This is a genomic window from Dechloromonas agitata is5 (assembly GCF_000519045.1).
GTDB lineage: Bacteria > Pseudomonadota > Gammaproteobacteria > Burkholderiales > Rhodocyclaceae > Azonexus > Azonexus agitatus.
This window is the reverse complement of the sequence record NZ_KI912532.1, coordinates 1,303,860-1,327,629: the sequence shown is the minus strand read 5'-3', so window position 1 is coordinate 1,327,629 and position 23,770 is coordinate 1,303,860. Positions and strand designations below refer to the sequence as shown.

General features: G+C 64.2%; 26 protein-coding genes and 1 pseudogene. 4 read left to right on the top strand and 23 right to left on the bottom strand.

What is annotated here, in order from left to right:
• Window positions 1-159: 159 nt before the first annotated feature.
• From K420_RS18320 to glnL, 5 genes are all read right to left on the bottom strand, one after another.
• Window positions 160-960 (bottom strand): peptidylprolyl isomerase, encoded by an 801-nt coding sequence (locus K420_RS18320; protein WP_051452989.1) that lies wholly within the window; start codon window positions 958-960, stop codon window positions 160-162.
• A 202-nt stretch (window positions 961-1,162) separates the two neighbouring features.
• Window positions 1,163-1,876 (bottom strand): type III pantothenate kinase, encoded by a 714-nt coding sequence (locus K420_RS0106525; RefSeq protein ID WP_027457369.1) that lies wholly within the window; start codon window positions 1,874-1,876, stop codon window positions 1,163-1,165.
• Complete coding sequence (locus K420_RS0106520) at window positions 1,873-2,685, bottom strand: biotin--[acetyl-CoA-carboxylase] ligase (RefSeq protein ID WP_035854569.1); 813 nt, start codon at window positions 2,683-2,685, stop codon at window positions 1,873-1,875. Before K420_RS0106520 ends, K420_RS0106525 begins: the two co-directional genes overlap by 4 nt.
• 10 nt (window positions 2,686-2,695) lie before the next feature.
• The gene (gene ntrC, locus K420_RS0106515; RefSeq protein WP_027457367.1) at window positions 2,696-4,108 is read right to left on the bottom strand and encodes a nitrogen regulation protein NR(I); all 1,413 of its coding nucleotides are present in this window, start codon (window positions 4,106-4,108) and stop codon (window positions 2,696-2,698) included.
• A 49-nt stretch (window positions 4,109-4,157) separates the two neighbouring features.
• Window positions 4,158-5,219, bottom strand: coding sequence for a nitrogen regulation protein NR(II) (glnL, locus tag K420_RS0106510; protein WP_027457366.1), 1,062 nt, complete (start codon window positions 5,217-5,219; stop codon window positions 4,158-4,160).
• Window positions 5,220-5,319: 100 nt separating this feature from the next.
• On the opposite strand from glnL, the gene K420_RS0106505 reads away from it, so the two are divergent.
• Both K420_RS0106505 and K420_RS0106500 read left to right on the top strand, forming a co-directional pair.
• Complete coding sequence (locus K420_RS0106505) at window positions 5,320-6,411, top strand: efflux RND transporter periplasmic adaptor subunit (protein ID WP_027457365.1); 1,092 nt, start codon at window positions 5,320-5,322, stop codon at window positions 6,409-6,411.
• 3 nt (window positions 6,412-6,414) lie between these two features.
• Window positions 6,415-9,558 (top strand): efflux RND transporter permease subunit, encoded by a 3,144-nt coding sequence (locus K420_RS0106500; protein WP_027457364.1) that lies wholly within the window; start codon window positions 6,415-6,417, stop codon window positions 9,556-9,558.
• Between the two features lie 78 nt (window positions 9,559-9,636).
• On the opposite strand, the gene K420_RS0106495 is transcribed toward K420_RS0106500, so the two are convergent.
• From K420_RS0106495 to K420_RS0106475, 4 genes are all read right to left on the bottom strand, one after another.
• Window positions 9,637-10,095 carry a DUF4124 domain-containing protein gene (locus tag K420_RS0106495; RefSeq protein WP_027457363.1) on the bottom strand — a complete coding sequence of 153 codons (459 nt, stop codon included), beginning with the start codon at window positions 10,093-10,095 and terminating at the stop codon, window positions 9,637-9,639.
• Window positions 10,096-10,616: 521 nt separating this feature from the next.
• Window positions 10,617-11,135 (bottom strand): helix-turn-helix transcriptional regulator, encoded by a 519-nt coding sequence (locus K420_RS20420; RefSeq protein ID WP_157275031.1) that lies wholly within the window; start codon window positions 11,133-11,135, stop codon window positions 10,617-10,619.
• A 61-nt stretch (window positions 11,136-11,196) separates the two neighbouring features.
• Window positions 11,197-11,460, bottom strand: coding sequence for a hypothetical protein (locus tag K420_RS0106480; RefSeq protein WP_027457362.1), 264 nt, complete (start codon window positions 11,458-11,460; stop codon window positions 11,197-11,199).
• Window positions 11,453-11,731, bottom strand: coding sequence for a hypothetical protein (locus K420_RS0106475; RefSeq protein ID WP_027457361.1), 279 nt, complete (start codon window positions 11,729-11,731; stop codon window positions 11,453-11,455). The genes K420_RS0106480 and K420_RS0106475 overlap by 8 nt, the downstream gene beginning before the upstream one ends.
• Before the next feature lie 232 nt (window positions 11,732-11,963).
• Here K420_RS0106475 and K420_RS0106470 point away from each other — a divergent pair, with 232 nt between their 5' ends.
• Complete coding sequence (locus K420_RS0106470; RefSeq protein ID WP_027457360.1) at window positions 11,964-12,182, top strand: hypothetical protein; 219 nt, start codon at window positions 11,964-11,966, stop codon at window positions 12,180-12,182.
• Window positions 12,179-12,544 (top strand): hypothetical protein, encoded by a 366-nt coding sequence (locus K420_RS0106465; protein ID WP_027457359.1) that lies wholly within the window; start codon window positions 12,179-12,181, stop codon window positions 12,542-12,544. Before K420_RS0106470 ends, K420_RS0106465 begins: the two co-directional genes overlap by 4 nt.
• Window positions 12,545-12,914: 370 nt before the next feature.
• On the opposite strand, the gene K420_RS18310 is transcribed toward K420_RS0106465, so the two are convergent.
• From K420_RS18310 to glnA, 14 genes and pseudogenes are all read right to left on the bottom strand, one after another.
• Window positions 12,915-13,511, bottom strand: a complete 597-nt coding sequence (locus K420_RS18310) for a hypothetical protein (protein ID WP_051452986.1) — start codon at window positions 13,509-13,511, stop codon at window positions 12,915-12,917.
• On the bottom strand, window positions 13,508-14,278 hold the full coding sequence (locus tag K420_RS18305; protein ID WP_051452985.1) for a DUF2213 domain-containing protein: 771 nt from the start codon (window positions 14,276-14,278) through the stop codon (window positions 13,508-13,510). Before K420_RS18305 ends, K420_RS18310 begins: the two co-directional genes overlap by 4 nt.
• Window positions 14,279-14,376: 98 nt before the next feature.
• Window positions 14,377-15,354, bottom strand: coding sequence for a phage head morphogenesis protein (locus K420_RS18300; RefSeq protein ID WP_051452984.1), 978 nt, complete (start codon window positions 15,352-15,354; stop codon window positions 14,377-14,379).
• Complete coding sequence (locus K420_RS0106445; RefSeq protein WP_157275030.1) at window positions 15,354-16,043, bottom strand: phage baseplate protein; 690 nt, start codon at window positions 16,041-16,043, stop codon at window positions 15,354-15,356. Before K420_RS0106445 ends, K420_RS18300 begins: the two co-directional genes overlap by 1 nt.
• Before the next feature lie 5 nt (window positions 16,044-16,048).
• Window positions 16,049-16,708 carry a hypothetical protein gene (locus K420_RS0106440; protein WP_027457357.1) on the bottom strand — a complete coding sequence of 220 codons (660 nt, stop codon included), beginning with the start codon at window positions 16,706-16,708 and terminating at the stop codon, window positions 16,049-16,051.
• The gene (locus K420_RS0106435; protein WP_027457356.1) at window positions 16,705-17,184 is read right to left on the bottom strand and encodes a hypothetical protein; all 480 of its coding nucleotides are present in this window, start codon (window positions 17,182-17,184) and stop codon (window positions 16,705-16,707) included. Before K420_RS0106435 ends, K420_RS0106440 begins: the two co-directional genes overlap by 4 nt.
• Entirely contained in the window at window positions 17,181-18,581 is a 1,401-nt protein-coding gene (gene dnaB, locus K420_RS0106430) for a replicative DNA helicase (RefSeq protein ID WP_027457355.1), read from the bottom strand. Before dnaB ends, K420_RS0106435 begins: the two co-directional genes overlap by 4 nt.
• Window positions 18,578-18,904, bottom strand: a complete 327-nt coding sequence (locus K420_RS20845; RefSeq protein ID WP_232422740.1) for a hypothetical protein — start codon at window positions 18,902-18,904, stop codon at window positions 18,578-18,580. The genes dnaB and K420_RS20845 overlap by 4 nt, the downstream gene beginning before the upstream one ends.
• Window positions 18,905-19,165: 261 nt before the next feature.
• Window positions 19,166-19,354: pseudogene (locus K420_RS21150) on the bottom strand (helix-turn-helix domain-containing protein); the annotation flags it as partial.
• 1 nt (window position 19,355) lies between these two features.
• On the bottom strand, window positions 19,356-19,505 hold the full coding sequence (locus tag K420_RS20415) for a hypothetical protein (RefSeq protein WP_157275028.1): 150 nt from the start codon (window positions 19,503-19,505) through the stop codon (window positions 19,356-19,358).
• A 12-nt stretch (window positions 19,506-19,517) separates the two neighbouring features.
• The gene (locus tag K420_RS20060) at window positions 19,518-19,682 is read right to left on the bottom strand and encodes a helix-turn-helix domain-containing protein (RefSeq protein WP_198293811.1); all 165 of its coding nucleotides are present in this window, start codon (window positions 19,680-19,682) and stop codon (window positions 19,518-19,520) included.
• Between the two features lie 251 nt (window positions 19,683-19,933).
• Window positions 19,934-20,620 (bottom strand): hypothetical protein, encoded by a 687-nt coding sequence (locus tag K420_RS19645; RefSeq protein ID WP_157275026.1) that lies wholly within the window; start codon window positions 20,618-20,620, stop codon window positions 19,934-19,936.
• Between the two features lie 101 nt (window positions 20,621-20,721).
• On the bottom strand, window positions 20,722-21,990 hold the full coding sequence (locus tag K420_RS0106410) for a tyrosine-type recombinase/integrase (protein WP_027457353.1): 1,269 nt from the start codon (window positions 21,988-21,990) through the stop codon (window positions 20,722-20,724).
• Between the two features lie 235 nt (window positions 21,991-22,225).
• Complete coding sequence (glnA, locus tag K420_RS0106405) at window positions 22,226-23,641, bottom strand: type I glutamate--ammonia ligase (RefSeq protein WP_027457352.1); 1,416 nt, start codon at window positions 23,639-23,641, stop codon at window positions 22,226-22,228.
• Between the last annotated feature and the right edge of the window lie 129 nt (window positions 23,642-23,770).

Here is a 23,770-nt window from a genome sequence, read left to right as displayed (position 1 = left end):
CGCTGCACACCCAGTTGCGCGAATCCGGCTAGGATGCGCACTGCGGTCGGCCCAACGCATCGGTGCCCGGTTGCTTGAGTCACTTTTGGGCAGTTCAGCGTGGTCGAAAAGCCCGGCCAGTGCGCCTGGCCGGGGTCGCGTCGGTTTCGTCCGCCAGGCTTACTCGGCCGGCAGGCCCGGCCCGGCCGGTTGCTGTTTCTGGTCGCTCAGATCGACCCCGCGGATGTCTGACTGTTCGATCAGGCGGGCCAGGTACTCCTGGTGCTTGCGCTGCTCGATCAACTGGGCCAGAAAGACGCGGATGCGCGCCTCCACTGCCTCGAAAGGCAGGTCCTGGCCCAACGCCACCCGGTCCACCTGCACCACGTGATGCCCGAAGCGCGACTCCACCAGCTGCGGTAACAGGCCGGTCTTGCCAAACGCAGTGAGTGCCGACCAGAACTCGGGCACCACCGCCCCCTCCGAAATCTGGCCGAGTTGACCGCCGGTCTTGCTGCTCGAACAGATCGATTCCTCGCGGGCCACCCGCTCGAACGAGGCCGGGTCGTTCTTGAGGTGGAACAGGGCCCGCTCGGCCTTCTTCAGCACCTCGGGGTCGCTGTCCCCCGCCTTGGTATCGAACAGGATGTGACGCACCTCGAACAGGTCACCGCTGCGGAATTTCTTGCGATTTCCGTCGAAATAGCGCCGGATTTCCTCATCGGACACCGGCGGCATCTCGACCTCGCGCTCCAGCACTTTTTCCAGCGCAGCCTCTTCGGTTTCCGCCTCGATCTGCAGCGCTACCGCCCGCTGCCGCAACAGGGTGCGGACCACCAGCGAACGCACCGCCGCCTCGCGCGGCTTGGGTGCATCGGCGTAGTCGATCATCGCCTCGGCGATCGCCGCCTCGGGGATCTGCTCGCCATTGATCACCACGTTGGGCGGTCCCTTGCGATAAAACTGGACGACGGTATTCATGCGTGTATTTCCCGGATTCAGAATGCCAAAAAGAAAACCCCGCGGGCGGCAAGGCCAAGCGGGGTTCACCATGCGGTCAGGGCTGGCGGACCGTAGGAATGTCGCAACGCACTATCCAGTCCTTGAGCGTACGATTCTAGCTGCCCCGCCCCTGAGCCGCAACGAAGGGGGATTTTCCCGGTATCGCCCGGCACATGCCGGCTCAATCCACCGCCAACTGCCGCAAGCCCTCGAGGGGCAGGTTGGGGACCAGCCGGAACGGTATCGACAAGCATTCGGCGATTTCCCCGGCATGGCCACCGGAGATCAGACAGATCCGGTCCGGCCCGGCCAGGCGGGCGAAAATGCGCTCAACGGCGCCGGCCTGCGCCTCGAGGATGCCGGACACAATGGCGTCCTCGGTACAGCGCGGCAACGGTTCGTAGCGCCCGGTCGCCAGTGGCAAGGCGGCCGTCCCCTGGGCCAGCGAACGTCGCATCAGGCCGATGCCGGGCAGGATGTCGCCGCCTGCAAAGCTGCCATCGGCCGCCAGCGTGTCGATGGTCGTCGCCGTACCTGCCATCACCACCAGGGCCGCCCCGGCGTGCAAGGCGCGGGCGCCGACCAGGGCACACCAGCGGTCGACACCGAGCCGCTCCGGAAAGCGGTAGAGATTTTTCACGCCGCCGGCCCATGCGCTCGACCGGACTTCCTGCAGGCAAGGCTGCCAGGGTGCCAACCGCTCGGCGATACGACACGCCACGTCCGGACCGGCTACATTGGCCAGCATCACTTTGTCGGGCCGCGGCCACTCACCCGGCAGACCGGCCAGTTGCGCGATATCGGCCTGCGCCACCGCCCCCTGCGCCCGCCAGGCCGTGCCATCGTGCACGCCCCACTTGATGCGGGTGTTGCCGCTGTCGAGGCAGACGATCATGCGTGGCTCGTCCCGTCACCGCCTGCCGTGCGCCGCAAACTAACATCGCCGGAGAAGATGCGTTCGATGCCCTTGCCGGTTTCGAGCAGCAGGGCGCCATCCGGATCGGCGCCCAGGCAGCGCCCGGCCAGATCGGCTTCCTCGCCCTGGATGCGTACCGATTCGCCCTGCCAGGCATGCAGCGCCTGCCAGTCGTCGCGCAGCCCGGCGAAGCCTAGGGCGGCAAAGGTATCGAGGGCAGCGGCCAACTCGGCCAGGATGGCGGCCAGGATGTCGTGGCGCTCGACGCGGACCCCGGCGGCGCTCAGGCCGCTGGCCGGTTGCGGCAGATCGCCGGTTGGCGGCAGCAGGTTGAGGCCGATGCCGATGATGGCCTGCGTGCCGCGCCGGTCGGAAGCCAGTTCGACCAGGATGCCGGCCAGCTTGGCAAAATCGCCGTTCGTGGCAAGCAATACGTCGTTCGGCCATTTCAGGCGGACGCCGGGTGCGCCGAGGCCACCGAGCGCCCGGGCCAGACCGACACCGACGGCAAGCGACAGGCCGCTCAAGCGGGTCGGGCTGCCGGGAAAACGCCAGAGCAGCGAAAAGGTCAGGCTGGCTTCCGGCGAAGACAGCCAGCTCCGCCCGCGCCGGCCGCGCCCGGCACGCTGCCGGTCGGCGACGATGACCGTGCCGGCAGGCGCGCCGCGGTCGGCGCGACGCATCAGTTCGCTGTTTGTCGAGTCGCATTCGTCCAGCGCGTCGACGTCGAAACGCCCGGCCAGTGCGCCGAGCCGGGGCTTGAGCAATACGGGGTCGATCAGTGCCATGCGACGGATTCTACTCCGCCGCATGCTCCTTGCCGCCGTCGATGCCGAGTTCGGCGATCTTGCGCGTGATGGTGTTGCGGCCGATGCCCAGCGCCTGCGCCGCCTCGATGCGACGGCCGCCGGTATGGGCCAGGGCCCGGGTGATCAGGATGCGTTCGAAAACCTGGGCCAGCACGCCATGCACATCCGGCACGCCCCGCGCCAGCAGGCGGTCGACCTCGCCTTCCAGTGCGCCTTCCCAGTCAGTCACCTGCAGCGCCGGGCTGGCCTCGCGCAGCTCGACCGGCAGGTCGCCGACCTCGACCTGCTGACCGGGCGCCATTACCGTCAGCCAGTGGCAGAGGTTTTCCAATTGCCGCACGTTGCCCTGGAAATCGAGCCCGGTCAGATATTTCAGCGCCCCTTCCGACAGCCGCTTGGTTTCGACCCCCAGTTCCCGGGCGCTCTTCTGCAGGAAATGGCGGGTGAGCAGCGGGATGTCCTCGCGCCGCTCACGCAGGGCCGGCAGGCGGATGCGGATGACGTTCAGTCGGTGGAACAAATCCTCGCGGAACAGGCCATCCTTGACCCGCGTTTCCAGGTGCTGGTGCGTCGCCGCGATGACGCGGACGTTGGCCTTGATCGGCGAGTGGCCACCGACGCGATAGAAATGGCCGTCGGACAGCACACGCAGCAGCCGGGTCTGCAGTTCGGACGGCATGTCGCCGATTTCGTCGAGGAACAGCGTCCCCCCCTCGGCCTGCTCGAAACGGCCACGGCGCTGGGCCTGCGCGCCGGTAAAGGCGCCACGCTCATGACCGAACAGTTCCGATTCCAGCAGATCCTTCGGAATGGCCGCCGTGTTGATGGCGATGAAGGGCTTGTCGGCGCGTGGGCTATGCCGGTGCAGGGCGCGGGCGACCAGCTCCTTGCCCGAGCCGGATTCACCGGTGATCAGCACTGTGGCGTGCGACAGGGCCAGCCGGCCGATGGCGCGGAAGACTTCCTGCATGGCCGGCGCCTGGCCGAGAATCTCCGGCACCAGGCCCTCTTCATCGGACGCACCGCTTTGGTGCATTGACTCGTCAATCGCCCGGCGGATCAACTCGACCGCCTGGTCCACGTCGAAGGGCTTCGGCAGGTATTCGAAGGCGCCGCCCTGGAAGGCCGCCACGGCGCTTTCCAGGTCGGAATAAGCGGTCATGATGATGACCGGCACCGACGGAAAACGCGTCTTCACCTCCTGCAGCAATTCCAGCCCGGACTGGCCCGGCATGCGGATATCGGACATCAGCACCTGCGGCGGCTCGATGCCTTGTTCGAGCTGCGAAATGGCCTCGCTGGCCGAAGCATAGCTCTTGAACGGGATGCCCTCGCGGGACAGGGTTTTCTCCAGCACCCAGCGGATGGAACGATCGTCGTCTACGATCCAGACCGGTTTCATAATCTCTTGGCTCATTTTGTAGTCAGAATGGCCATAACCGAAGCAAGACTCAGGCCTGCTCGATGGGCAGGCGCAAGGTAAAGACGGTGCTACCCGGCCGGCTGGCACAATCGATCGTGCCGTGGTGGTGCTGGATGAAATTCTGGGCGATGGTCAGCCCCAGGCCATTACCGCCTTCCCGGCCGGAAACCAGTGGGTAGAACATGCGCTCGCGGATGTCGTCGGGGATGCCCGGACCGTTGTCGATGACCTTGATCTCCATGGCCAGGCGGTAGCGCTTCTTGGCCAGCGTCACCTGGCGCAGCGAACGCGTCCGGAGCACGATCTCGCCCTCGCCCCCCATCGCCTGCGCGGCGTTGCGGGCGATATTCAAGACCGCCTGGATCAGCTGCTCGCGATCGCCGACCAGCTCCGGCAGGCTGGTGTCGTAGTCGCGGCGCACGGCGAGCGAACCAGGGAATTCGGCGGTCAGCAGGCTGCGCACCCGTTCGAGGATTTCGTGGATATTCACCGTCGCCGGCAGCATCGGCCGGTGCGGCGTCAGCAGGCGCTGCATCAGGTCCTGCAGGCGGTCGGCTTCCTTGATGATGACCTGGGTGTATTCCTTGAGCGACGGGTTGCCCAGTTCGTGTTCGAGCAACTGTGCCGCGCCGCGGATGCCGCCGAGCGGGTTCTTGATCTCGTGCGCCAGGTTGCGGATCAGCTCGCGGTTGGCCTGCTGCTGCTCGATCAGGCGCTCTTCGCGCGTTGCCGACAGATGGTGCTCGATAGGCTGCAGTTCGAGCAACAGCCGCACACCCGGCGCGACATCCGGGCGCAGCGGCGTGACGGTGCAATTGATATGCAGCGCCTCGCCGTCGGCCCGCCGCAACTCGATGTTCTGCCCGGTGTAGCCCCAGTTGTTCTGGAGGCCGTTGTCGAGCGCCGCCTGCAGGGTGGCCGAACAGGTGCAGACGGCCGCCAGCGTCTTGCCGACCGCCGAGCGGCTGCTCACCGCCAGCAGGTTTTCGCCGGCGGCATTGATATAGCGGATGATCTGCCCGTCATCGATGAGCAACACGGCCGAAGCCAGCAGATCAAGGCCGGCGAAGGAAGCATGGGTCACGTTCATGACGGCATTGTAGCCGCGCCGCGTCATGGCCTGATGACAACTTGCGTTACTGACCAAACGTTCATTATCATCGCCAGCTTCTCCAAATCACGCTGCGACGATGCCCACGCTCCCCGCCCACCCCACGCTTCTGCTGCTCGTCGCCAGCGCGCTGCTGGGCGCCTGCCGCAACGGCGAAACCCCGCCCCCGCCGACGCCCGTTGTCCTTGTCCAGCCGGCTGTCCCGGCAACCAAGGGCGGCAGCGTTTATACCGGCGAAATCCGCGCCCGGCATGAAGTCGACCTCGCCTTCCGTGTCGGCGGCAAGATCGCTGCCCGCCTGGTCGATGCCGGCGCCGAGATCAAACCCGGCCAGCCGCTCGCCCGCCTCGACCCGACCGACCTGCAACTGGCGGCGAACAGCGCCCGCGCCCAGTTGGCCGCCGCCGAGAGCGATCTGGCCACCACGCGCGCCGAACGCGAGCGCTATGCCGGCCTGCTCGCCCAGAAATTTGTCAGCCAGGCGGCCTTCGATGCCAAGGACAATCTCTACAACAGCAGCCGCGCCCGACTCGAACAGGCCCGCGCCCAGAACGAGATCAGCGGCAACCAGGCAGCCTACGGTACGCTGAGCAGCGAAACGCCGGCCGTCGTCACCGCCGTGCTGGCCGATGTCGGCCAGGTCGTCGCCGCAGGCCAGCCGGTGCTGCGCGTCGCTCGCCCGGAAGAAAAGGAAATCGCCATCGCCGTGCCGGAAAGCCGCGTCGAGGAACTGCGCCGCGCCCGGCATCTCACGATCAGCCTGTGGGCCGCGCCGGAAACGACGCTGCGCGGTGTATTGCGCGAACTGGCTCCAGCCGCCGACCCGGCGACCCGCACCTACGCCGCCCGCATTCGCCTGCTCGACCCGCCCCCCGCCGTGCGCCTCGGCATGACCGCCCGCGCCCAGGTCGGCGAGGCAGCCGCCGGCAGCACCCTGCTGGTACCGCTCAGCGCCGTGCTCGACACCGGCCAGGGCCCCTTCGTCCGCATCGTCCGGGATGGCATGGTCGCCTCGCACCCGGTGACGGTCGCCCGCTTCCGCGAGGACGGCGCCGAGCTCAGTGGCGGCCTGTCGGCAGGCGAGTCGGTGATCATCAGCGGCGGCCTGAAGCTGGTCGATGGCCAGGCCGTTCAGCCCCGCGCGGCGACGCCGCCGGCCCGGCAGCGTTAAGCCGTGAGCCAGCGCTTCAACCTCTCCGACTGGACGCTGCACCACCGCACGCTGGTCGGTTATTTCCTGCTCGCCATTGCGCTGATGGGCATCGTCGCCTACGGCCGCCTGAGCCAGGCGGAAGATCCGCCCTTCACCTTCAAGATCATGGTCATCCGGACCCTGTGGCCGGGTGCCACGGCGCGCCAGGTCGAACAGCAGGTGACCGACAAGATCGAGAAGAAATTGCAGGAAACGCCGTTCATCGACCGCGTTTCGAGCTTCTCGCGGCCCGGCGAATCGACCGTGATGTTCTTCGTCAAGGACAGCACGCCCCCGGGCAACGTGCCAGACGTCTTCTACCAGGTGCGCAAGAAGGTCGGCGACATTCGCCACACGCTGCCGAGCGGCGTCCAAGGCCCCTTCTTCAACGACGAATTCGGCGATGTCTTCGGCAACATCTACGCCCTGACCGGCGACGGCCTCGCTTATCCGCAACTGAAGGATCAGGCCGAGCGCATCCGCGATGAGCTGCTACGCATCCCGAACGTCGGCAAGGTGGAAATCTTCGGCATCCAGGACGAGAAGATTTTCGTCGACCTGGCCAATGCCAAGCTGGCGACGCTGGGTATCGAGCAGGCCACCATCGTGCAGGCGCTGGCCCAGCAGAACGCCGTGGCCGGTAGCGGTTTCTTCGAGACCGAACGCGAGCGCATCCAGATCCGCCCGGGCGGCGCCTTCGACAATGTACAGGCGGTGGCCGACACGCTGATCCGCGCCGGCAACCGCAGCTTCCGGCTGGGCGACATCGCCCGCGTCCATCGCGGCACCGTCGAACCACCGGCCACCCAGGTCCGTTTCGGCGGCAAGCGGGCGCTGGCCATCGGCGTCGCGATGGCCAAGGGCGGCGACATCATCCAGCTCGGCAAGGATCTGAACCAGCGCATCGCCACCCTGCAGGCCGCCCTGCCGGTCGGCATCACGATCGACGAAGCGGCCAGCCAGCCGGCGGCGGTCAAGCGTTCGGTGCAGGCCTTCGTCCAGGCCCTGGCCGAAGCGGTGCTGGTCGTCATGCTGGTCACCTTCCTCAGCCTCGGCATCCGCACCGGCCTGGTCGTCGCCATTTCCATCCCGCTCGTGCTGGCCGCCACCTTCCTCGGCATGGCGCTGTTCAACGTCGGCCTGCACAAGGTGTCGCTCGGCGCCCTGGTGCTGGCCCTCGGCCTGCTGGTCGACGACGCGATCATCGCTGTCGAGATGATGTGGGTGAAGATGGAGCAGGGCTGGGAGCGCACCCGTGCCGCTTCCTTCGCCTACACCAGCACGGCGGGGCCGATGCTGTCCGGCACGCTGGTCACCGTGGCCGGCTTCATCCCCATCGCGCTGGCCAAGTCGGCGACCGGCGAATACGCCTTCGCCTTCTTCCAGATCAACGCCGTCGCTTTGCTCATTTCCTGGCTCGCCGCGGTCGTCGCCATTCCCTGGTTGGGCTACAAGCTGCTGCCCGACCCGCGCGCCGCCAAAACCACCGCAGCCTGGGAGCGCAAGGCGCCCCGCCTGGCCCGGCTGGTCGACAAGCTCGGCCTGAACGGCCCGGGCCACGCCGAGGACCATGACGTCTACGGCACGCCCTTCTATGTTCGCTTCCGGCAACTGGTCGCCTGGTGCGTGCGCCGCCGCTGGCTGGTCATCGGCATCACCATCGCTCTGTTCGCGCTCTCCATCGCCGGCATGGGCAAGGTGCAGAAGCAGTTCTTCCCGAATTCGACCCGCCTCGAACTGAACGTCGAGCTGCGCCTGCCGGAAGGCGCCTCGCTCACCGCCATCGACGCCGAAACGCGGCGGCTCGAGGACTGGCTGGAGAAGGACAATGCCGAATTCGACCAGTTCGAGCATTACATCGCCTACATCGGTGCCGGCTCACCGCGTTACTACCTCGGCCTCGACCAGCAGCTGGGCGCCAGCAACGTCAGCCAGTTCGTCATCGTGACGCGCGGCATCGAGGCGCGCGAAGCCCTGCGCGAGCGCCTGATCCGGCTCTACGACAGCGAGGCCTTCGGGGCGCGGGCAACAATCACCCGCATCGAGAACGGCCCGCCGGTCGGCTACCCGGTGCAGTACCGCATTTCCGGCGAGGACACGGAGTTGCTGCGCCGGACGGCCGGCGAGATCGCCGACGTGATGCGTCGCGCCCCTGAACTGAGCAACATCAATCTCGACTGGAGCGAACTGTCGAAGACTGTCGAGATCGAGATCGATCAGGACAAGGCCCGCCTGCTCGGCGTTTCCAGCCAGGATGTCGCCGCCCTGCTCAACATGTCGTTGAACGGCTACACGGTGAGCAGTTTCCGCGAGGGGGAGAAGACCATCGACGTCGTGCTGCGCGGCGACCGCGAGGAGCGCAGCCGCCTTTCCGCCCTCGCCGACCTGGCGGTGCCGACACGCAGCGGCAAGAGCGTGCCACTCGGCCAGATCGGCCGCCTCAAGCACAGTTTCGAGCCTGGCCTGATCTGGCGCCGCGACCGGCTGCCGACGATCACCGTACGCGGCAACCTGTATGGCAAGACGCAGCCGGCTACCATCGTCGATCGCCTGAAGCCGGAAATCGATGCCATCCAGGCCGCCCTGCCGGCCGGTTACCGGATCGCCACCGGCGGCTCGGTCGAGGAGTCGGCCAAGGGCTCGGGTTCGGTGATGGCCGGCATCCCGCTCTTCGTGCTGGCTGTCGTCACCATCCTGATGACCCAGTTGCAGAGCGTGTCGCGCGTCGTCATGGTGCTGCTCACCGCGCCGCTCGGCATCATCGGCATCGCCTTGTTCCTGCTCGTCTTCAACCAGCCCTTTGGCTTCATGGCACTGCTTGGCACCATTGCGCTGTTCGGCATGGTGATGCGCAATTCGGTGATCCTGGTCGACCAGATCGAGCAGGACCTGGCGGCCGGCAAGGCGCGCTCCGAAGCCATCGTCGAATCGACCGTGCGCCGCTTCCGGCCCATCGTGCTGACGGCTGCAGCAGCGGTGCTCGCCATGATCCCGCTGTCGCGCAACGACTTCTTCGGGCCGATGGCCGTCGCCATCATGGGCGGCCTGATCGTCGCCACAGCCCTCACCCTGCTCTTTCTGCCGGCGCTGTACGCCGCCTGGTACAAGGTGAAAAGCAGTAGTTAATCGCAGGTAGCCCGTTTTCAGCATAAGCAAGGGGCGCCTCGGCGCCCCCAAAATTCGCTCACACCTGATGACTGGCAACTACCGCAGGTTGCCCAGTTCCTTCTGGATCGCCTGGATATTGCGCTCGTGCTGGCCGACCCGGTCGCGGTAAGGCGCCGTGCGGTCACTCTGGCCGCCGCGCAGGGCTTCCTGCTCGGCGAGTTCCTTCTTGGCCTGCTCCAGGCTGCGCTGTTCACCGGCCAGTTCCTGCTCGAGAATGTGGCGCCGGTCGTTGTCACGTGACTTTTGGGTATCCTCCCCCACGCGCGGGAAACCCGCCGGGGTTGGATTGGCCGCGGCGCCGGTCGCCACCCGGGGCTTGTTGGGCAACGGTGGCAGTGAATTCTCCGGGCCGCTGGCGATGGCCTTGCAGTTCTTGTCCAGCTTGGCATTGGTGTAGGTCGTGCTGCCATTGGCGTCGACGCACTTGTAAATGGTCTGCGCCGAAACCGACAGGGGCAACGCAATAATCAGCAGGGCAAGCGTACAGCGTGTCATCGTCATTGATCCTCTCAACTTTTTCAGTGTACCGGACTTAACGGCAAGGCTACGAAAAAGTGGACAAAAAAAGGGCGGGAATCCCCGCCCTTTTTTCCTGGAACCGGCGCCGCTTGCAGCTGTAGTACAGGTCAATGCAGTCTGGCGTTGCCACGCGATGATCTCAAGTCATAGCAGCCACACAGGCTACCCAAAGGACTACCCAAAACCACTCCTCTAGGCATCGAAACTGAGCGAACCAAGGGCTGGGACATGGTGCCTTTCAATCGAAATACGCACCAATTCGGTGCAAAAATTCCAGATTGGTGCAGACACATTCGCCCCCCTCCGTGACCGTATTTTTCGCACGGGCAGACCCCCTGCTGACCATATAACCTGTATTAACGGGCAGCCCCCCCTCGGACCTCATTTTCATTCAGCAAGTTTTTCAGCAAAGCCGGCTTGCCCGAGGCGCTGGGTTGCACAATCCAGGCTGTCGTTACTGGGTGTCCTTCGCCCGAACGCAACACGTCGAGGCAGAGCTACACATCACGGACAGCAATTTGCTGCTGAATCCATGCTTCCACCTCAGCCCTCACCCAGAGCGAGACAAAACCCATCTTGATTTGCTTCGGAAACTTCCCTTCCTTCATCCACTTGTAAATTGTCGTGGTCCTCACACGTACAGCCTCTTCAACCTCCACCAAGCGCATCAGCGTACCATCAGGCGAATCGCTCCGGGATCGCCCACTAGCTGGCCTCGCCTCCTCGGCAGTACGGGTCGCCTTCTGCACCACCACTTTCTGCATCTGGCCCTGATGCTGCGCTCGAGATGCAAGCACTTGGTCGATGTCGCCAATCGGTATCAAGCCGCAGTCGTTAAGCCTGAGCTTCTTGCTGCTCATCATCTTCATCAACAAGTCCATGGGAATGCCGAGCATTTCGGCAGCCTGGCCGAGAGTGACATGCAGCGGACGCGGATGCGTTTCGGCGTAAAGGCGAACAGCCTGAAATGCGACGGCCAGCATATCGTCCTGGCCGATGGTCTTGGCTTGCTCCATTTTTACCTCATCGAATATGGAAAACCTCCGGGGTGCGACCGAAGCTTGGCGCGATTTCTGGCTAGAGCGCCTCGGCATGCAGTTCCTCGAACACCGCCTCCATCATGTCGGAGAGCGCCAGAGCGCCGGACAGCATGGCCTCAACCTCGATCGACGAAAGGCGCTGCGCCTGGACACCGCCGGAGTTCGAGCGCAGATGGTGGTCGGCAACCATGTTCAGTGTGTTCCTGACACTGCGCATCGCCCGGTAAATGGCGCCGGCCTGCCCCGCCGGGATGGTGACCGGATGCTCGAAATCCTGCCAGTGCTGGATCGTCTCAGCCATGGTTAACCTCCACCATGGCTTTCTGGGTAAGCAGGGTCCGCACATTCTCGTAGTGCCCCAGAGAGAGCGGCAGCGTTGCCTCGTGACGCAGTGTTTCGAGGTGAACAATCAGCCGAGACGCCGTATCCATCACCTTTGCCGTCTCGGGGAAAGCGTTTGCAACCTGAGCCAGCAGCTCTCTGACCTCCCTGCTGGAAATACTCGCCCCCTCTACCCTGGGCATGACATTCACGGGATGGCCGCTGCTTTCAATGGGCCGAATTTGTGCCATAGCTGATTCTCCGAAGTGACAAGTTGCCAGGCACTCGCGGCGGCCTGATCGCCGTCAAAGCCCCCTGTGTCCATCTGCTGCGGCCAGGTGCCGATTGCTGCGGGCTTTGATTGCTTCCAAATTTTTAATGAGCTGTCGATACTGCGATGACGACTATTCTACATATCTGTGCAGCAATAGCAATACTTATGTGCAGTGTATAATACTGCCACCACCCAACGGAGCGATTGTCATGACCAAGAGCAAGACCCAGCAAGCCCTCGACCTGATGCAACAGAACCCTGGCATGACCGCCTACGAGGCCGCCGCGGCCGTCGGCGTCGGCAATGCTGCCGTGTATCAGGCCCTGCGCCGGACCAAGGGAAAGACCATCTGCCCATGCTGCAAGCAGGTGGTGCGCGAAGGTTTCGAGATTGACCGCTCAGCCGTGAAGGATGCGGAGCAGCAATGAGGGGGCTTCTTTCCAGCATCCCGCTCCTTCTCGTCGGTGCCCTGGCGGCGACCGCGTATTCCGTCTATCTCGACTGGGGAACAGCCTCCTGGGTGTGGTTTCAACGGTCGGGCTCGCTTCTGGCGCTGGCCGGCGCCGTGCTGGGCTTCCGTAGCATCGTTCGGCTCGGGGTGAATGGCGTTGGGGGTGCAAGCCCGACCGTAGTCAAGGCCACCCTCGTCTCCATCGACGATTCAGGTCCGAGGAGAATGGCCAAGGTCTCCTACGACGAGGAGACGCGCTTGATGCTTCACCAAGCCGCGATTGACCGGATCGCCGGCTATGTCGGCGCATACATGATGGTCGCCGGCACCATCCTTTGAGCGGCTGCCGCCCCCTAGCATTGAGCTGGGGCGGCTTCCCAGCGGGGAGACCGGATAACCAGCCGGGTAAGATTCCCCGCCCCCGCGCGGCACGCTGATTCGAATCAACGTCATCCGGCCGGAATGCTGGTTATGGCCCATAACAACGCCACACCGCCGCCTTGGCTGCGCCGACTACACTTCGCCGCGGAACTCCAGCTTCCGCAGGAAATCTCGAACCAAGCGCGCATCCTCCACTGCCGCCCGACTTCTGAATCCGTGCTTGATGGCGTTCGCCGAACTGGCGGCCTTGCCGAGTGCGCTCCGCGGCCCGGTTGATCGGCTCCAGGGTTTCCAAGAGCGGATCATCGCCGCTTGGCGCTCTCTCCGCTCAGGCGTCCATCCGTTCGCCATTTCCCACCCCCAATAGTTCGTTTGCTTCGTTCCGCGTTTCCTCGCGCGCGTGCGCGACGCCAGGGCCGTTATTGACCTGCTGATGCCCTTGGGAAATGTTCGCTTGCTGAGCCTTCACAAAGGCTACTGGCCGCGGATTCTTGATCTCGGCCAGTGTCTGCAGCGTGCTTCGGCACTGGGCTTGTGCCTTGAAGGCGAGGCGAAGATAAGTATCCGTGGCGCCCAGATACTCACCCATGTTCAGCGCTGCCCGCCTAGCCATCTCGTTGAATATCGAGTCCAATGCGCAGGCCTGCGCCGTCAGTGTTGCCTCGACTGAGGACATGTCGCCCGCATTGACCCGTGAGACCTTTTCAAGCACCGCGGCCAGCACATCGGTGAAGGCCTGGTTACCGAATGAGCCTTGGGCAAAAGCTGATACCGTGCAGGCATTGGCCACCGAAGGCGAAAGGGCCGCCTCGGCCATTCTCCGACCCCGACTCTGATTGTCTTTGCCGGCGACGTCGATCTCCTTCTGCCCCTGAGGCAACGTCGGCGCCTTGGCAGTCCTGTCCGATTGCTTTCTGGGGCTCATGCCTCGCCCCCTTCCTGGCCATTCCACCCATTGGCTTGGCGTTCGATGAAGGCAGCCCGCCCTGTCGTCATGCCATGTCGCCTTCTATCGCCGGCGGATACCACCGCCCCCGGCGCTGGCTCGGCATTTTCCACCCCACAGCGCCAGGCCTGCGCCTGTCTGGCGGCGAACGCATCGCGCCCCAGCAACTGCACCGGCGCGCCCACGGGCAAGGCATCACCGAGGCGGCATGCAGAGCCGCAACGGGCTGCCTCCACCAGGGCCACATGGTTGCCCCTGATCTGCCGCTGAACGCCGTCATACTCCTCCCCGTCGGGAGTCCGGCCGGCGGTCATGTCCAGCTTGAAGCTGTACCCATTCGACAGCTCGACGGTGCCGGCCTCAACGGCATCGATCGCGCTCCTGGCCTTGATGATGACCTTGCCGGACAGCATGTCGCCGGTGCGCCGAATCTCGATCACTTCACCCATAGCCAAGCCGCTCCAGTTCGTCGAGGTGACCGGTTCATCGGGATGGCCGAGCGTCACCGGCTTCCCCTCGAAGCTGGCCATGCTGGCCGCGTCGAAAACCTCCTCGGGCGGCCGGTGCAGCCGGATGACCTTCATCGGGTCCATGCCGTCGGCGTCGAGGCCGAGTTCGTAGCCCCGGTATTCCTGCACGCCGGTGCGGGCGATGTTGCTCGGGACAATCAGGTAGCCCTCTTCCGTCACCGTCCGGGCCGTCAGCCCGATGCGGTCGCATACCTGCAGTGTTTTTTCGTGTTCCATTTCTTCAGTCCTTTTCGTGTTCCATTATTCGTTCCGGAGGGGGCGGTATGGCCCGGCCTTCCCGCCCCCAGCCTGCGTTCCAGGCGTTTTCCCGCTGCTCACCGCCCGCCCCCGGCACCTGGTGCGCGGCTATCACCGGCGAAACTGTCAAACATGGCGCCGATGCCCGCAGCCACCGCGGCGGCCATTGCGATGCCGCCGACTGACCACCCTGACGAGCCCGCATCGACGTCACCATCGAGATCCAGAACCGGTATTGCGACGCATCGGCAATTCACCGCCTCGCCAGGATGGCCGGTCGCCGGCGCCTTGTCCCATCGGAACGTTTCGCCGTCATTGGCCGCGTGGTCGTCCCGCACTCGCTCGTCGCCGGAGGTCTGCCACTGGTACTTGTCGATGCCCAGCGACAGCTGCCGGATTTGATTGAAGGCGCCGTTCATCTTGCTTGTCTGGTCCCGGGCGATCAGCTTGGCGCGGCTCTCGGTCACGTCGCCGATGCGCTCGATCTCCTTGGCCAAGTCCTCGAAGCGCATGCCGCGCTCCATGTTCTTGCCGACGGCATCGCCCAGCTTCTCGAAATATTGCTCGGGGATCGACTTGATCAGCCTGACATTGGCCAGCCTCGCCGCTTCGGATACCTGCTGAATAGGCCCGCTGCGAGTGAGAAAGCCGCTGATGTCGATTTCGATGGACGCCTTCATGGAGGCGGTTAAGCCCCCATCCACGGTCTGCAGGCTGCGCCTCGTCGCCGCCTCGGCTAAGCGCCGTGCAACTCCTTCGATACCGCCGAAGCGGCGCTTCAGATCAGCGATCCTGGAGGTGACGATTGGCGAAAAGGCCGTAATGCCATCTTTCGCGATGGCATCCGAGGTTTTTGCATACAACGGCTCCAGCCGACGAAGCTCTGGCAGCAGTTCCTCCTGGGCGACCTTGCGGAGCTTGGCCACGACGGCGAGCAGCTGCTGCTTGTACCAGAGCTCCACCTTGTGGGAGGGCTTGACCGGCTTGAGCAGCCGTCCGCGCCGCTTCCGCAGGCGGGCGCTATGAGGGGTGGCCTGAATCAGATTGCGCAACATCACCGCCCCCCTACGCCGAAAAATTTCTGGAGGCCGAGAGCATGCGCCGCTGATTCTCTCAGCTTCTTTTTCTTGGACTCGTCCGTCACCTCCTTGCCCTGCTGCTCGCCTTTGTGCTTCTTCGGACCAGCCTGCCGCTTGGTGGCTCCGGGCTTTCTGGGTGGATACTTCACCGTCTCGGTATTGACGATGAGCACCTCGCGCAGCGACGCCGTGAAGAACAAAGCGCCGGAGGTGTCCTTGTCCTGGCTTGTTCGGATCGACGTGATGACCATGTTCTCGTAGAGCTTGAGGCCGGTTTGCACGGCGAACGGCTCCGCCCGCCTCTGCAGTTCGGTCAGCAGCTCGAAGGCGCGCCGGGAGCGGCCGGCATCCGATGCGAACGGGTCGCTTGGTGCATTCCGCGCCCAGAAGTCCTTTCCTTCGCCGCTACCGCCGCCGACCAGCGCCCCCTGGCTGACCTGATAACCGCCACCCCAACCCTTCAGCGGGGTGTCGGAGACGCCAGCGGAAATAGAGAGCCTGAGGGGCTTCATGAAGGCGTGGTCGCTGACGACGACCCCCGTCTCCACCGGGTTGTCGGTAACCTCCAGGTCGGCCTCGTGCGTCTCTTCGAATACCGCGTCGAACACGAAGGAGCCCATCGACCGGATAACGGCGACGTGCTGTCGGTTGATCGGTTCGGCCATGATGGTCACACCTCGATCTCAATGCCGGCAGCCTGCAGCTTGGCCAGCAGCCGTTCGGCCTGGGGCGCGGCCTTTTCCTCGGCCAAGGTCAGGAACCGGATGCAGAATTGTTCCGGAAGGCGCCGGCCGCGATTGATGTTCAGGCCGTCGAGGTAAAAGCCCTTCATGATCTCCCGCAGGTTCGAGAAGCCCATGAAGCGTTTCGCCACGGAATTGCACGCCATCATCCTGGTCACAGCCGCGTGAAGCGCTTCGGCAGCTTCGGCGTACGCCGCTTCCGCCGCCTCGAACTCTTTCTCGCACTCGGCATAGGCCACCCTGCTCTGTTGAGAGCGCAGGCGTGCCAGGTCCAGTTCCGCGGCCTCCAGACGCTCCTGCAGCACCTCCTTGGCGCCTTCCGCCCCCGCCGCGGTGTCGGCAGCGCTGGCAGCCGCCTTCTCAGCCCCCTTGATGAGCTTGTCGACTTCGCTGGTGTCCGCCTCCTTGCCGACCATGAAGGCAGCCGTCAGGGTTTCCTTGCGCTGCTGCTTCAGCGCTGCCAGCGCTGCCTTGGTTTCGGCGACAGCTGCAATGCAGGTCTCGCAGCGATCGAGTTCCGACTTGATGCCCGCGATCTCCTCGCGCTTGGTGCGGATGGCTTGGGCGGCCTGGGTAATTTCGTTCATGCTTCCTGTCCTTTCGATAGTTGGTTGGGTTGCCCGCTCACGGCGACTGTTTGGCGGCTGAGGCCAAGGCGTCCTTTTCCTTCTTCCTCACGGGCTGGCTCCGTTTGCCCACGGTGGCCTGGGGTGATGACGGATCGTTCATCCGTTCGATGCACCAGTTCTTCGGCGAACAGACGATCGGCCCGCCGAACGGTGCGAAGCTTCCAGACGAGGCCGAGTGCTTCGGCCGGCGTCATGCTGAAGTGCTTGAAGGCCTCGATTGCGGCCTCCTCCGGGCTCCGGCCGCCGGCCAGGTAGCAGAACGGCGGCACCTCCTCGGGCATAGCCGATTTGGCCTTCACCTTGGCCTTTAGCCGCCCTCCGAGGGCCTGCTCCCTGGCTTCCTCAGCGGCACGCTGTTCCCGCCTGAGTGCTGCCCCAATTTGTCCCCGCCTGATGGCAGCAAGCTTTTCCGGAGTGAGCTGCTCGGTCGTCATTCGAACCCCCTTCGTACAGAGCGCGCCGCCCGTGCTTCCGCCGCCCGCGCCGCGGCCTCGGCAAACTCGCGCTGGTCGGCATCACAGAAGCGGGAAAATTCGCCCTGGAACACGAGGCGCACGTCGCCCAGCGGGCCAAGGCGCTGCTTGCGGATCAGGATTTCGGCGAATCCCTTGAAAGGGCTGTCCGGGCGGTAGTAGTCGTCGCGGTAGCACATCAGCACGACGTCGGCATCCTGCTCGATGCTTCCCGAGTCGCGCAGGTCGGACATCAGCGGTCGCTTGTCGGTCCGCTCCTCGACCTTCCGGGACAGCTGGGACAGCAGGATGATCGGGCAGGCCTGCTCCCGCGCCAGCAGCTTCAGGGCGCGGGTGATGTTGCCCAGTTCCTCGTTCCGCGTGCTGCCCTCGCCGCGCATCAGCTGCAGGTAGTCGATGACGATCAGATCGAGCTCGCCGTGGCGCTGCCGGACCTTCCGCGCCGCAAGGCGGATGCGGGCGACGTGCGACAGAGTCGGATCGTCGGCGATGACCAGGCGCTTCCCGGAGAGCCGAGCCAGCGAATCCGAAACGCGCCGGAATCCCTCGTCATCCAGGTCACCAGATCGCAGCGCCTGGGTGCTGATGTTGCCGAAGCGGGCCATGCTGCGCTCCACGAGCTGAGATGCGCCCATTTCCAGGGAGACCACGAATGCGCAGCCGCCGGCGACGGCGACGTTCTCGGCGACATTCACGGCCATCGTGGTTTTGCCCATGCTCGGGCGGCCGGCAACGATGATGAGGTCGCCGGGGTGAAGGCCGCAGGTCATCCGGTCCAGATCCCGGAAGCCGGTAGATAGCCCCGAAACCTGCCCCCGCTTCTCAGTGCGCGACTCCAGTGCCTCCAGGACGTCAGGCAGAAGGTCGTCGATCACCATGGGCTCGCGGCCTGCGTGTCGGGTGTCGGCCAAGCCCATCGCCAAGCCGGTGACCTGCTCTACAAGCTCGGCTGTGTCGCTGCCGGCGGTCGCGGCCAGTTCGGTCACCCGATGCCCCATGGCCAGCACGTCGCGCCGGATGCGGCGCTCTCGCACGATTTCGGCATAGCGCCGGATGTTGGCGGCGCTGGGGGTGTTGGCGGCCAGTTCTCCGAGGTAGGCCAGGCCGCCGGTCGCCTCTGATTCGTTGGTGTCGTCCAGGCTCTCGGCCACCGTCACCACGTCGGCAGGCTGCCCGCGGTCGAGCATGGTGGCGATGTGGCGGAAAATGCGCCGGTGCTCGTCCCGGTAGAAATCGGCGTCGCTCACCAGGCCGGCGATCCGCTCCCAGGCGTTGTTGTCGAGCAGCAGGCCGCCGATGACGGATTGCTCGGCCTCGATCGAGTGCGGCGGCAGGTACAGTTCGTGAGGTGCGTTCATGCTGCCGCCCTCCTGGCCTGCTCGCCGGCCGTGGTCCAGGCCGCCACCTGCCCCTCAGCCAGAAACCAGAGCTTGTACCAGTTGCGCCGGACGGCATTCCGGAAGGTTTGGCGCCAGTCCTTGTAGCGCTTGCTGGTGGGCAGATAGGCGGCCTTGAATTCCGCCCACGCAACGGCCAGCATTTCGTTGGTGATGCCGACCTTCTCGGCGTACTCCATGACCGGGTCGTCCTCGGGGATGGCCTTCTCCCCTGATGTCTTGCAGTTCTCCAGGAACTGGGCGAGGGTGATTTCCTCGCTTCTCGATCGCCGAGACGATGCCAAGCGCGCCTGCGCGCCCCCTTTGACGGTTAATGACGGTTCACTGACGGTTTGGGTCGCACCCATGCGGCCCGTCTCTGCGCATCCATGCGACCCGTCTTGTGTATCGGCGCTACCCGTCGCATGCGCGCTACCCGTCGCACCCATGCGGCCCGTAGGGGTAGCACCCATGCGGCCACTCAGGCTCGAAAGGACGATGCGGTACTGACGTGTCGCCCCCGGTGCGCCCCCGAACTCGTTCCCGACCACTTGGAGGTGGCCGCCGTCGATCAGGCCATGGACAACGCGCTGGGCTTGCGAACGCGAGAGTCGCGTCTTGGCGGCGATGGCTGACATAGACGGGAAGCAGCGCCCTTCGTCATCGCTCCAGTCCGCCAGCGCCAGAAGGGCCAACAGGTCCGAGCCTCCCCCGTCGAAGCCATCCCATACCCTGGCCAATACTCGCACCGACATATCACTCCTCCCGCAATGCCCGGCGCACAGTGATGAGAAAGGCGCGGATCATCTGCTGCTTGTCGGGACCGCGGAACAGCGGAATGGCTGCGGCAAGTCGGTGAGCACGTGGCCACAGCGGGCCGGTGCGGCGATTGCGATGGGTGCGCATGGTCGCCATCGCTCAGGCCCTGGCTGCCGTCTCAAGATACTCAGCCAGGCTATCGCCAATAATCCGAGTACAACGCGAGGAGAGTTTCACCGCCCGGATTTTCTTTTCGCGAATCCAGCGGTGAATGGTGAATTCAGAGACGGAAAGCTCTTCTGCGCATTTCTGCGGCGGAATCATGCGATTCCGGAATCTATCGAAGCCCATGCTTGGCTACTCCTACCAGTGAGGCGTTCCAGCAACCATTGCTCGGAACTGCATGGGATCGATTAGAAGATTATGACTGCATGCTTAATAGCTGGGCGGGTTCAGAAAACCCATGCCAGAAAAGTGGGGGAGGGGTGGGTAGGTTTCCCCGGTAAGGGGTGGGTAGGTTTCGAGTAGCGCCAACCGTGAAGCCCGTATTGGCGCGACTCCTATGGGTGGGTGGGTTATTCCCCCGGGGTCTTAGGTGCGCCGCCGCCTGGCTGCCAGTTCGCCACCTTGGCGACTTCCTCTACACCCGTTTCATTGGGCTTCCCCTCTTCATCGGCAAGCCCAAACTTTGCCGCATTCTCCCTGATCCACTTCGACAGCGCCTGCTTTGGATGCTTACCATTGGGGTCTGTAACAGCTTGCCAAGCCCGAACGGCTGCAGCCAACTTGGGCGCATAGCGTGGGCTCCTGGTATCAAGGTAATCAGCCGATTCCTGCTTCTCGGGGAAGAAAAAGGCCGGCCGGGCACCACGGGAAAGCAGCCAGGCTTTCAGGTCCTCCAGGGCGATCGACGAGGTAACCCAATTCGGCTCCCTGGTGATGACGAGCTCGCCCAAGTTCTCATGTTCAATCAGTTGAACCTCTTCACCCTCGAAGTGAGCTCGATCCCGCAGGTTGTCCAAACCCGCAACAAATCGCGGCTCAGCATCGAACCGGAGTGATGCTTTCAGCTTGCCGGCCCTGATCGCGTTCATCAGTGCCGACTCGGCCGGATACAGCCGGGAGAACCGCTCCTCATGGTTGGTGTCGCTCATGCAGCGTTCTACGACGCCGGGGTCATACCCGGCGATCAACGCAGCCGCCTGGTGCAATGACAGCTCATCGTGCAAATGCCACAGCGGATCGATATTGAATTCCTCCATCAAGCGCCCCTTTCACGCTTTGCCCTTGTGATCTTGATTGCTGCGCCGGCCGGGCAAGGGTTCCCGGTTTTCGCCCCGTCGGGCTAGGCACAGCAAACTCGTCAGGCTGCGCTCGGCAGCTTGATAACCTTCGCCCCCTCCTTGCCGCTCTCCAGGTCGTTCAGGAAAGACAGCCAGAGGTCGGCGGCCGCCCGTCGGTGCTCGACGTAATCGGCCTTGTCATAGATCGCATCCATCCCCTCCAGCGAATGATCGAGGTAACGCTGGCGCGTCTCGTAATCCACCCGGAGCTCCGACAGGCAGCTCTTGCATGTCGATCGCAGATCGTGCGGGGTGATGCGCCGCCAAGCCTTCCCGCGGCCATCCATCCGATCCAGCCAATCGCCGATGGTCGTGCGCTTCGAGAGTGGATTTCGTTTGTCGCTATGGCGCCGGGATTCCACCGGCAGTAGGAAGGCGCTGTTGTCGGCCAGTAGGATCAATTCGCGCACCCACTCGACGGCCGCCGGCGGAAGCGGAATCACGAATGGCCCAGTGGTGTGCCGCCGGTTCTTCCGGCGTCCGTGTGGCACCCGCCACAAGCCCGCATCGAGATCGAATTCCTCCACCTCGGCCTCGGTCAAGGTTCCCACTCGGACGCCAGTCAGCAGGAGCAGGCGGATAGCGAGGGCGTACTGCCTTGGGATCGTCGCCAGCGCTGGCAGGAATGCGGCCAGCTCGATTGCTGTGAGCGCCGTACGCTGTTTCGGCGCATCCGGCTTGCCGACGATGGCGGACAGCTTCAGATCCCGGCACGGATTCGATTCCCTGATGGCGTTCCCCACCGCATGGGCGAATATCTGGCTGCAGTGGATCAAGGTGATGGTGGGCAGCGTCTTCCCACCCTCCAGGCTCTTCTTCACCACTCCGACAATCTGCGCCGGCGTGACGCTGTCCGCCCGGAATTGCCCGATGACCGGAGAGACGAACCGGTCATGAATGCTGCGACGTTGCTTGTAGGTGTGCGGGTGCATCTCCTGCTCGGCCTTCACAAAATAGGCCCTGGCCAGCTCATCCACGGTAACTGCAGTCGCCGCTTCCTGCTTGCGGCGCTGTTTCTCAAGCGCCACATCCACGCCATCATCGACGGCCCGGCGCAGCTCCTTGGCCTTCTCCCTGGCATCGGCAATCCCCCACGTCGGGTACTGGCCGATGGTTGCCTCCTTGCGCTTGCCATGGACGTAGTAGCGCAGCACCCAAGAGGCGGCGCCAGTCTTCGAGGCGCCGATGGTGAGGCCGGGCACCGTGCCATCAGCCTGGGTGATCGTTCGCCCTTCACTCTTGGCCCTGCTGATGATGCTCCGGACTTCCTTGTCTGTGATTCCTGCCATGCTTCCCCCTCGCGGGTAGTCCGCTGGCCTCTGAACTCATTGCTGAGACTGGATCACACGAGCCGGCGGGTAGCTTTTCACCTAATGTTGGGTAGCCCGCACCTGCCAGGCTACCCATTCAGTATGCACAGCAACGACAACCAATGCAAACCATAGGTAATAAAAAAGCCCGGGAGTACCGGGCTTTTCTTGATCCTGTCAGCACCGTTGCTAGGCACTGACAACCACTCAATTTTCAGCAGCTGTAGTACAGATCGAATTCCACCGGGTGGGTGGTCATGCGAACGCGGTTCACTTCTTCCATCTTCAGGGCCAGGTAGGCATCGATCCAGTCGTTGGAGAAGACGCCACCCTTGGTCAGGAAGTCACGATCCTTGTCCAGCGCAGCCAGGGCTTCTTCCAGCGAAGCGCAGACGGTCGGGATCTGTGCGTCCTCTTCCGGCGGCAGGTCGTACAGGTTCTTGGAAGCCGGATCGCCCGGGTGGATCTTGTTCTGGATGCCGTCCAGGCCAGCCATCAGCAGGGCGGCGAAGCACAGGTACGGGTTGGCGATCGGATCCGGGAAGCGGGCTTCGATGCGACGGGCCTTGGTCGAGGCGACGAACGGGATGCGGATCGAGGCAGAACGGTTCTTGGCGGAGTAGGCCAGCTTGACCGGAGCTTCGTAGTGCGGGACCAGACGCTTGTAGGAGTTGGTACCCGGGTTGGTGATCGCGTTCAGGGCCTTGGCGTGCTTGATGATGCCGCCGATGTAGTAGAGGGCCAGTTCGGACAGGCCGGCGTAGCCGTCACCGGCGAACAGGTTCTTGCCGTCCTTCCAGATCGACTGGTGGACGTGCATGCCCGAGCCGTTGTCGCCGACGATCGGCTTCGGCATAAAGGTGGCGGTCTTGCCGTACTGGTGGGCAACGTTATGCACCACGTACTTGAGAACCTGGGTCTGGTCGGCGCGCTTGACCAGGGTGTTGAACACGGTGCCGATTTCGCACTGACCAGCGGTGGCCACTTCGTGGTGGTGCACTTCGACCGGGCAGCCCAGGGCTTCCAGGGTCAGCACCATGGCGGAGCGGATGTCGTGCAGGCTGTCGACCGGCGGAACCGGGAAGTAGCCGCCCTTGACGGTCGGACGGTGGCCGGTGGCGCCGCTGCCGTCGTTCTTCTCACCCGAACCCCAGGCGGCTTCGGCCGAGTGGATCTTCAGGGCGCAGCCGGACATGTCGACATTCCATTCGACGCCGTCGAAGATGAAGAATTCGGGTTCCGGACCGAAGTAGGCGGTGTCGCCGATGCCGGAGGACTTCAGGTAGGCCTCGGCGCGCTTGGCGATCGAGCGCGGGTCGCGGTCGTAGCCACGGCCGTCGGCGGGATCGACGACGTCACAGGACAGGACGACGGTGGTTTCGTCGAAGAACGGATCGACATAGGCGGTGTCGGGATCCGGCATCAGCAGCATGTCGGAAGCCTGGATGCCCTTCCAGCCGGCGATCGAGGAGCCATCGAAAGCGTGGCCGTTTTCGAACTTGTCTTCGTCGAAGGCGGAAACCGGCACGGTGACGTGCTGTTCCTTGCCACGGGTGTCGGTGAAACGGAAATCGACGAACTTGGCGTCGTTTTCCTTGACCATCTTCATCACGTCTTGCGGGGTTGCCATAAGAATCAGTCTCCTAAGAAAACAAGGTGCCGGTCGGTCCGGCCACAATCAATCAATAACGACCCGGGAGTATTAGCAGAAAGCATGCCAAGGACCAGGCGGCATTCTTTCCATTCTGCCACAACGAGA